Below are 9,867 nucleotides of genomic sequence, written 5' to 3' on the forward strand. Positions count from 1 at the left end.
TATGCCTAGTTCTAGCGTAATTTTCTTAACGTTAAATAGACCCCATATATAAGCAGATTGGTATAAATCTATCTCGAGCAGCTATTTTCAGCGCTAACTGCGTTGAATTTACTTGCAATAGGCCAGCTATTGACGCGTAAGTTCGCCTTGTTTTCACTGAAAACCTCTGGCTAGAGAAAAATAAATTTAAATATTATTAGGATTCAATATATTAGTAAATATCTTAACCAGAGTTCAGGTTATTTAGGATTGATATAACTAAAGCATAATGCATACCACCGCCTTTAATTTATTATAGTTCTATGAATTCAATAGCTTTTATAGATATTCTATAAAACTTTAATTACCCAATATTATCAATTTGCGATATTGTTGTGCAATATGCTTCTCATTTGGTGCAAAGTAATGACAAAACCTTTCTCGCAAGCTTGCGAAAATAATAAAACTCCTATTTTGGACGTGCTTACCAAGGTACTTAACAAAACTAAACGATTACTTGAGATAGGTTCCGGTACGGGTCAGCATAGTGTGTTTTTTGCAGAGCAACTCCCCCATTTACACTGGCAAGCTAGTGATAGAGAAGTTAACCACGAAGGTATAAATTTGTGGCATAGCGAGGTTAGCTTAGTTAATTTGCATGCGCCGTTGCCTCTTGATTTAAACTATGACTGGCCGGTTGATAAAGTGGATGCAGTGTATACTGCTAATACCTTTCACATTGTTAGTTGGGAATTAGTTGAACTGTTTTTTAAAGGTGTGGAGCGCCATTTAGAAAGCCAAGGCATGGTATGTATTTATGGTCCATTTAAATACCAAGGTCAGTTTACTAGTTCGAGTAATGAAGAATTTAATCGCTTTTTACTTGAGCGTGATCCATTGAGTGGTATTCGTGATTTCGAAGCGGTCGAAAAATTAGCAAAGCAAGCAGGGCTCGAGCTTATTAGCGATACGGCCATGCCTGCAAATAATCAGTTACTTGTTTTTAAACGGCAGTAATGAGCTACATTGCTCTTTATATATATCAATATGGCGGCGTTCACGTTTTAAATAGTCGCTTATTGCATTACTAAAGTCGCCATCAACAATATGGTGAGCCGAGTAGGTGAGTACGGGTTCAAAGCCGCGTGCTATTTTGTGCTCACCTTGTGCACCTGAATGAAAACAGCTCAGTTTATTTTTTATGGCGAACTCAATACCTTGGTAGTAACATAGCTCAAAGTGCAGCGAATCTACCTCCTCGCTTGCTCCCCAATAGCGTCCGTAAAGCGTATTTTCACCTACTAAACTAAGCGTTGCAGCAATCACGTTATCGTCTTTTTTGGCTAGCATAACAACGAGATTATTAGCCATTAATGCATGTAAAAGCGTAAAAAATTCCATGTTTAAATAGCCCAAATGACCAGAGCGCTTTAAATAGGTACGTTGATAAAACTCACAAAACAGTTGCATTATTTCGGGCGTAATTTGCCCCCCTTGCAGCCATTCAATAGCGATATTCTGTTGCGCTATTTTGGCTCGCTCTTTTTTAAGTGATTTACGTTTTCGTGAGCTAAGAATTTGTAAAAAGTCGTCGAAGGTTTCAAAGTTTTTATTAAACCACTGAAACTGCACACCCACTCTTAACATGGCGTGTGGCTCAGTTAATGATGTCGCTTGATCTTGGTCGCAAAAGTTAACATGCCAGCCAGACCAACCTTGTTGAGCACTGTGTATGCTCAGTTGCTCAGTTATATATTGGTACACAATACTTGGATTCGCATGCTCGATAGCAATACGCTTTCCTTCAATAGGGCTAAATGGAATACCGCAGAGCCACTTAGGGTAGTATCGTAGACCATGTTGCTCATAGGCTTCTGCCCATGCCCAATCAAACACATACTCGCCATATGAATGGCTTTTTAAGTACCCGGGTGCGAGTGCAATTAGTGTGTCACCTTCAAAAATAGCCAAGTGATGGGGTTGCCAACCGCTTTGTTGTGTTACGCATTGGCTTTGCTCTAGGGCATATAAAAATGCATGTTGAGTAAATGGCTCATCGCCAAATAAACGTTGCCATTGCGCCTGATCAATCTCATTAATACTGCTAAACCATTGGTGCGAAAACGTTCCCATGACTACTTACCTTGTAGTTGTTTTGAGCTGTTCTACGTTTTTAATAAACGTATTAATTTGCATTTTAAGCTCGGTAAAATGAGGATTATAAGTTAAGCGTTGTAAAGCCGGATAGCGTTTTAAGTTAGCGCTAGTACGTTCTCCTAATTGCGGGCTTTTAGTCGTTTTACATGTTTTATACAGCGACTCATCGTTAATAAAACTGCCGCAATTACGATAAGTTGCATCAATTCCGTAATGTGGATTTTGTGGCGAGTTAACAACAGCAATATGCGACATACCATGAATATTTTTACATTGCGGTGTTGTACATTGTGGATTTTTTACAGTGTAGTCACTAGCAAAGTTGACTGGTAAAATATCGGTATTGCCATAAAGCACTAAAGTATCGAGTGGCTTATATTTTTTTGAATTACCTTTGTGTAGTGCGCTCAAGAGTTTTAGCGTGGCACGCGTATCTATTGTTGTATCAATATCGCTAAGTACACTAAAAATAGGTAATTTAAGTGCAGGGCGCTTGTTTAAGCTACTAACACTTACAAGTGACATTGCATCATATGAGGCCGCTGCTGCATTTAAAGGAAATGACTCATACTTAGCAAAATCTACATCAGCGTCTTTGTCTATCCAATTGACAAAAGGGATTGCATCAATCCATTTTGCAAGCCAACCACGCTTGTTATGCGGCTCAGTTGCCGGAGAATAAAACATAAGTGCTTTGATTTTAGGTGATAAGGCTTGCTTGGTTGCGTAATCAATAAGTAAAGCCGCGCCCGTAGAGTAACCAGCGAGTATCACCTCATCAAAGTCTTGTATTGAGCGTTTAATACCGTATTTTATCGCTTGTTGCCATTGGTTAACCTCTATATTTAGTAAAGCGCTTGCGGCACTACCATGTCCGGGTAATAAAATAGTGCGCACAGTATAGCCTTGCTGATAATACACCTGGGCTAAATCGTGGTACGTAAATGGAGAGTCAGTAAGGCCATGAATTAATAATGCAACTTTATTGCTGTGTGGGTGAGTGAGCTCAAAAGGAGCAATGAGGTCTGCAATAGCAGGGCGCGGTTTGCGTTTACCTTGTGTAACTAATTGCTGATAAGTAGCTGTAATAACCGAGCATGGCATAGATGCGCGAGGGTTGGCTTTATTGATATGTTGATGCGCGTAACCCAAGTAATCTTTGAATGGTAAAAGGGCTTTATAGTTAAAGTGCTGGCGGTTGTGCTCATTTTCAAAACGTAATAAACCTTGTTGCTTACTTTTTGTTATAAAATTAAAGTCGCTCGCCTGTGATGTACAGTTCTGAGCGACAACAATATGAGAAAAAACACCTAAGACAAAACTAAATAATACCTTTAAAATTAAAATACTATTGTTCATTTACGACTGCATATTGGGTAAGACACTCACTAAGCTTACTGAGTTCAAGTGGTTTTGCAAGATGTTGATTAAACCCAACTGCTTGTGCATGTGCTTTGTCCTCTGGCATAACATCAGCGGTTAAGGCAATGATAGGGAGTTCTTTATCTGTTTTAAATTGTCTGATCAGCGCTGTGGCTCTATACCCATCCATGACAGGCATTTGGCAATCCATTAGGACTAAATCAAAGTTTTGCTGTTTAATTATATCAACAGCCATTTCTCCATTTTCAACAAGGTGTGGAACTATTCCTAACGAACTGAGCATGGCTTTAATGACCATTTGATTAACAGGGTTGTCTTCAGCAACAAGAATTTTTAAAGAGGCAATATTAATATTGGTGTTTTCAACCACTGGCGGGGCTTGTGGTGCGGTGGTAGCCAGCTCTATAGAGAGCGTAAATGTAGAGCCTTTATTTAACTCGCTTTGTAGTGTTATTTCGGCGTTCATAAGTTGGCTTAGCTCTTTTGCTATTGCTAATCCGAGGCCTGTACCGCCAAACTGTCTTGAAGTAGAGCTATCGGCTTGAGTAAATGCATTAAAGAGGTTTTTATGTTGGCTTTCTTTTATTCCAATGCCGGTATCGATAACCGAAATAGTGAGTTGAGTTTTATTGGATGCACTAAGTTTAGCTTCTATATTGACAGTAACACTCCCCTTACTTGTAAACTTAATCGCATTACTACATAAGTTAAGTAGTATTTGCTCTATTCGCATGGAATCGCCTATAAACCATACGTTCCCTTGCAAGCTAGAGTTAATTTTCCAGTCAATCCCTTTGTTGCTCGCGCTTTGTTCAAACATATTATTTATACGCTGTATCAGTGCATTAAAATCAAATGGTATATATTCAATAACTAAGCGTTGCGACTCTATTTTTGATATATCGAGGATATCGTTAATCAAACCCAATAAGCTTTTGGATGATGAGTTTATTTTATCTAAATAACCAATAAGGGTCGTCGCGCTATCGTCTTTGCGAGCAAGCGAAGAAAAGCCAATCACTGCATTTAATGGAGTACGAATTTCGTGACTCATATTAGCTAAAAACTGACTTTTAGCTTGATTAGCTAAATCGGATTGTTTTTTTGCTTGCGCGAGTGAATGAGTGCGCTCTGTCACTTGGCGAGTAAGTTCAATTTGCTGTTGATTGAATAAAAACAGCACCATTAAAATGAGTGAGCATACTGCCACTTGGAGAACAAGCAACAGTAAAGTAAATTGGTTATTATGCTGTGCTAAAAAACTTTCTTTAAGCGCTAGTTTTACAATCCATTGTTGCCCACCAAAATTAATGTTGAAGGACATGATCCTACTACCTTTAGCTTGGTCTAAGTTTTCAGCATAGTTATTATAAAAAGGAGGCTTGTTTATATCTTCATAGATATCAATTGAAAACATTTCAGACTGTTGTTTGGAAATAGCCTGTTCAATAATACTGTGTATCAAAAATACACCAGTGGCATAGCCTTTGACTGTTTCTCTATTTTCATTTTGAGAATAAACAGGTGCGAATAACAAATAGGTAGGACCTGATACTTTGCTTTGCGTTAGCAGTTGAATTATTTTAGTGCCTACAGGTAAGTGACCTGTGTTTGACTTAAGTAATGGCCCTTTTAAATCTGAATTTGAAAGAATGTTGAAGCCAATAACTTTTTGATTACCACTAAAAGGAGCTATGTATTTTACAATAATAAGGGGATCATCTTTTTCAAGAGGCTCACCAACAATCTCAATACTGGAATGGTAAATACTGGATATTTCTTTGATAAAATCTTGATGCTTATTCTGTGGTATTTTTTCATTCCAGGATAATGTTTTTATAAATGAGTGCTGCTCAAGGAGTTGATCTGCGTATGAATAGAAGTCTTGTTGGCTCAACGTAGAAGATGATTGAACTTGGCTTGCTAAGCTCTGCACTGCAATAATACTTCGGTTTGTGTATCTATAAAGGCTGTTTTCTATGACGTGTACTTCACGCTCGGCAATTTTTATCGTGTTTTTACGATTTTCTTGCTCGTATAATTGCGTTGTTACTGCCACCGATATAAACAACACTGAACACACTGCGATTGTTGGAAGGGCTGAAATACTATGTTGATTTGATTTTAGTGGTAATAGCGAGAGTAAGAAAGGGGTTGCTATCAATACCCCTAAAGTATCTCCAAGCCACCAATAAATAACATTTTGCCAGTGATTATCAACGCTATAAGCCGAATTAAACTGGCTCAATGCGAATACGCCTAAATTGGCTGAAATTAAGCTAACTAAGATGGCGACAACTACAATAAAGTAGACAATATTTTTACGTTTTTTAAAGTGCAGTGGATGCCCAAGCCAGCACTTTAACAATGCTGCACCTACCATCGCCTGTATTACAACACCAAAGGCAATATACATAGCCTCATTAAATGAGCTTCCTATAAGCACCATTTCGTGAAGTGAGCTATCAAAAATATTCAAATTAAACGCCATTGCAGCTATAAATAAAGGTGGAATGAAGCGCCACCACCATATATAACAACCTACTAAAGCAATGCCTGCAGGTAACCAAATAGGAATTGTTTGCGAGTTAAATGCGAGTTTAGTGAGTGTAATGCCTACAAAAAAGTAAGCTAAAACAAAAAGTGTGTAGAAAATGATAGAGTGGTATTTAGAGTTAAAGTTTTTCACATAAGTCCCAAACAATTTTTATTTTTATTTTATAGGTCAGTATAGCTAACAGTAAGTTATTTGGGGAGTTTTTATAAAGGCAGTTGCTTTTTACTAAATGACTGCTTGAGCACCACTGTTGATTCTATATTCGCAATGTAACTTAAACCGCCTAATTGGTGTTTTACAAACTGTTCATAGCTTTCTAGATCGTGTGCAATGATTTTTAATAGATAATCGTAACTACCTGATATTACACAGCACTCTAATACGTGGGGGAGCTTTTCTACGTGTTGTTCAAATTGCTCTGCTGCACTGACTGAGTTTTGGCTTAAGCGTACAAACGCATACACCAATACATTTAGATTAAGGGCCTTTGGGTCAAGAGCTGCATGATAACCAATAATGACTTTTTCTTGTTCAAGCTTTTTTATACGCCTCAGACACGGAGTATCAGAAAGGCTAATCCGACTCGCCAAATCTGAAATTGATATCCGAGCTTGTGATTGCAAGGCGACAAGTAATTGTTGATCTTTTTTATCTAACACAGGTGGATTCTTATTAATTATTTTTATATCAGTAGTGATTATTGCTAAGTTTACTTGGTTTTACTAATTTTTTTGGTGCTTTACCCTAATTGAACTCTGTTAGCATTTAATAAAAATAGCAGAGAATAATAATGAATACACATACAGCTATATTCGATCAATGGATAAGAACAAGTTTTGCAGCTATAAATAGCGAGCTAGAGCAGCTTTATTGGCAACAGAGCGACAAAGCCAATGTGGAAGGTATTGGGGATGCTTTAAAGCAACAATTAAAAAATGAAGGCAATGCATTAATTAGTAACTTACTAGCTGAAGGAAATACCGACCAAGGCTTTGATAGCGCTTTTGACTTACTTGGTAATGTAGGGTTGTTTATGGCAGCGTGTCGGCGTCATGAAATTACTGAACCAAGCAGAGAAATAACGTCACCCTTAATAGAGGCCTCTGCGCTGGCAATGCATATAGGTGCCTCTATTGGTGTAACCCCTCGTTTTGCGACTGCTCATTTAACGACTCATAACAAAGCGCTTAATGGCGTTTATAAACGCTTTACCAATTTACCCGATGAAAAGTTATTTCTTGATTATAATACTCAAGGTATTTTGGCCTATAAGCGAGCAAGCGATGCATTATTGAAAATATTGCCATTAGGGATCTCACACCCCTTGTGTGGTGAATTATTAAAAGTGGCAAAGCATGCACTTAACGCTGTCATTGAATCAAATAATGCACTGTATAATCAGCTCGATACCGAGCGGTTTTTTAATTGTGTACGTCCTTATTATAAGCCATATCGTGTCGGAAAAGAGGTATACAGGGGAGCAAATGCCGGAGATTTTGCCGGAATTAACGTGATTGATATGCTGCTTGGGCTTTGCAGTGCAAATGAACCTAGTTACTCGCAAATGCTGGTGGATAAGTTTTTATATATGATGCCGGAAGATCAGCAAATATTGCGAGAGGCCATGCGCATGCAAAGCTTTATGGATGATTTTTTACAAGCTGAGCAGCATAAAAATTCAGACTGGTTTAAAACGCATGCAAAATTATTTATACAAGTATGCAAATTGCATGGCGACACAGCCATTGGTCATCACAATCAGCTAGTCGAAAAATTTATTGCTCAGCCCTCAAAAAATATGCAACAGCAGCATATGAGCAAGGTAACAGCAAGTGGTCCGCCGCTTCATGTATTACTTGATTCGCTCGAAAAATTAAGAGATAGGCGATCCAGCGCAAAACGTGATGATATAAAAACACGCTTTGATGATCTCAACACACTTAAACAGTGGATTAAATAACATGCTCAAAAATGACTTTTGTATGGCTAATGGCTGCTACTTATTAAGCCATTCTGTAGGGCGTCCGCTTAAAAATACACAACAATATTTAGCACAGCATTATTTTTTACCATGGGAGAGTTCAAATAAAGAGCCTTGGCAGCAATGGTTGCCAGCGGTTGAGCAATTTACTACCGCACTTAGTCAATTATTTAATACGCCTAGCTCACTGTTTTGTCCTCAGGTGAATTTATCTAGCGGCTTAACAAAGTTGCTTATGTCACATTCTCGACTGCAACAAAAAAATTGCAAAGTACTGATGGCGCAAAGTGATTTTCCTAGCATGGGTTTTGTTATGCAAAATGCACTGCCAGCATGCGCGCAAATTATATTTATACCTGAGCATGAAGATTTAAGTGATATTAATGTTTGGTCGCGATATTTAACTGCCGACATCGATTTAGTTTTTATAAGTTATGTATATTCAAATACTGGTGTGCAAGCGCCTGTGCACGAAGTTGTGGCACAAAGTAAATTAGTGAATAGCTTATCTATTATTGATGTTGCTCAATCTGCAGGTGTTATACCGCTTGATTTAAGTGCACTTGATGCTGACTTTATGATTGGCTCAAGCGTTAAATGGTTATGTGGAGGTCCAGGGGCTGCCTATTTATGGGTTAACAAAAACCAACTCGAGTGTTGCAAGCCTAAAGATGTGGGGTGGTTTTCGCATCAAAATCCATTTGAGTTTGATATACACCATTTTGAGTATAACAGCAGTGCACTCAAATTTTGGGGAGGAACCCCTTCGGTTGCCCCTTATATTATTGCTGCTAATAGCATTAACTACTTTGCAAAATTGGGCGTTGAAAAAATAAGAGCGCATAATTTTGCAATGGTCACACTTATTCACGAACAACTCGGTGAGTTTGTCTTTTCGCCAATATCGATTGAAAAGTGCAGTGGTACTGTGATTTTAGACTTTAAGGGAGATCAAGACATTGTGTTTCAGGCACTAGTTAACAAAGGTATAAGTGTTGATGTGCGTAAATATGGAATTCGGGTGTCACCACACATATATAATACAATAGATGACATGCTCTTATTTATCCTAACTGTAAAACAAGCTATTAAGGGCGTTGATTAAGTTGTAATTTTTGCTGCGTTAGAAACTTAATTTGTTGTTGCGCCTGTTGAATTACAGGCTCGTAAGATTGCTTTAAGGATGTTATTTTAGTGGCAATTGCATCCGCAATAGATGAAGCGCCCAAGCGGTTTGCTTTATCTTGTGTCATATAGTTTATTTGTTGTTTTTTATCATTATATTCTTTTTCATATTGTTTAATAGAGAGTTTAAGATTTGCTATTTTACGATCAATTTTCTGAATTTTTAAATAATCATCTACAGATACACCCACTGTTTTATTATCTGACACTTTCGTGCTATTTGTTTGCGTTATATTAGGCGCTTTAAGTGTAATTGCTTTTGCATTTTTAGCACACGGAGTTTGACTAAATGTAGGTATGCCTTTAATAACACACTTATAAACAATAATGTCTTCAGCAAGGCAGCTAAATGTGATGGTTAAGCAAAGTGATAACAGTATGGCTTTAATCATAGTTAAACCTAAATTGGCTTAAAGTTAGACCAATGATGCACTACGCAATTGATTTTCACAATTTGTTTGAGTAAATGTGAGGGCGAAGGGGTAGAAATCTCAGAGAAGAGGTTTTTGGTTATACACTTTATGGTTAGCCTTCTGAGGGATTTTTATGACAAATTTAGGCATAAAAAAACCACAATTAAGTGGTTTAGATTAAGTATGGTGGAGAGGGATAGACTTGCTTACAT

At 37.8% G+C, this 9,867-nt stretch carries 8 protein-coding genes; 3 read left to right on the forward strand and 5 right to left on the reverse strand.

The window, feature by feature from the left end; genetic code table 11:
* Positions 1 to 405: 405 nt before the first annotated feature.
* Positions 406 to 996, forward strand: coding sequence for a DUF938 domain-containing protein (locus CWB66_RS19670; RefSeq protein ID WP_138586677.1), 591 nt, complete (start codon positions 406 to 408; stop codon positions 994 to 996).
* Here the strand turns inward: CWB66_RS19670 and CWB66_RS19675 are convergent.
* The 4 genes from CWB66_RS19675 to CWB66_RS19690 all read right to left on the reverse strand — a co-directional run bounded on the left by CWB66_RS19675 (position 973) and on the right by CWB66_RS19690 (position 6,735).
* Entirely contained in the window at positions 973 to 2,112 is a 1,140-nt protein-coding gene (locus CWB66_RS19675; RefSeq protein WP_138586678.1) for a GNAT family N-acetyltransferase, read from the reverse strand. The genes CWB66_RS19670 and CWB66_RS19675 overlap by 24 nt on opposite strands.
* Before the next feature lie 6 nt (positions 2,113 to 2,118).
* Positions 2,119 to 3,495, reverse strand: a complete 1,377-nt coding sequence (locus CWB66_RS19680; protein ID WP_138586679.1) for an alpha/beta hydrolase — start codon at positions 3,493 to 3,495, stop codon at positions 2,119 to 2,121.
* On the reverse strand, positions 3,485 to 6,208 hold the full coding sequence (locus CWB66_RS19685; RefSeq protein ID WP_138586680.1) for an ATP-binding protein: 2,724 nt from the start codon (positions 6,206 to 6,208) through the stop codon (positions 3,485 to 3,487). Before CWB66_RS19685 ends, CWB66_RS19680 begins: the two co-directional genes overlap by 11 nt.
* A 71-nt stretch (positions 6,209 to 6,279) precedes the next feature.
* Positions 6,280 to 6,735, reverse strand: coding sequence for an Lrp/AsnC family transcriptional regulator (locus tag CWB66_RS19690; RefSeq protein WP_077536568.1), 456 nt, complete (start codon positions 6,733 to 6,735; stop codon positions 6,280 to 6,282).
* 131 nt (positions 6,736 to 6,866) lie between these two features.
* Here CWB66_RS19690 and CWB66_RS19695 point away from each other — a divergent pair, with 131 nt between their 5' ends.
* Complete coding sequence (locus CWB66_RS19695) at positions 6,867 to 8,036, forward strand: PrnB family protein (protein ID WP_138586681.1); 1,170 nt, start codon at positions 6,867 to 6,869, stop codon at positions 8,034 to 8,036.
* A 1-nt stretch (position 8,037) separates the two neighbouring features.
* Positions 8,038 to 9,162, forward strand: coding sequence for an aminotransferase class V-fold PLP-dependent enzyme (locus CWB66_RS19700; RefSeq protein WP_138586682.1), 1,125 nt, complete (start codon positions 8,038 to 8,040; stop codon positions 9,160 to 9,162).
* On the opposite strand, the gene CWB66_RS19705 is transcribed toward CWB66_RS19700, so the two are convergent.
* Positions 9,146 to 9,634: an RNA-binding protein gene (locus tag CWB66_RS19705; RefSeq protein ID WP_138586683.1), complete on the reverse strand. Its 489-nt coding sequence runs from the start codon at positions 9,632 to 9,634 to the stop codon at positions 9,146 to 9,148. The genes CWB66_RS19700 and CWB66_RS19705 overlap by 17 nt on opposite strands.
* Between the last annotated feature and the right edge of the window lie 233 nt (positions 9,635 to 9,867).

The organism is Pseudoalteromonas sp. S558 (genome assembly GCF_005886635.1).
GTDB classification, from domain to species: Bacteria; Pseudomonadota; Gammaproteobacteria; order Enterobacterales; family Alteromonadaceae; genus Pseudoalteromonas; species Pseudoalteromonas aliena.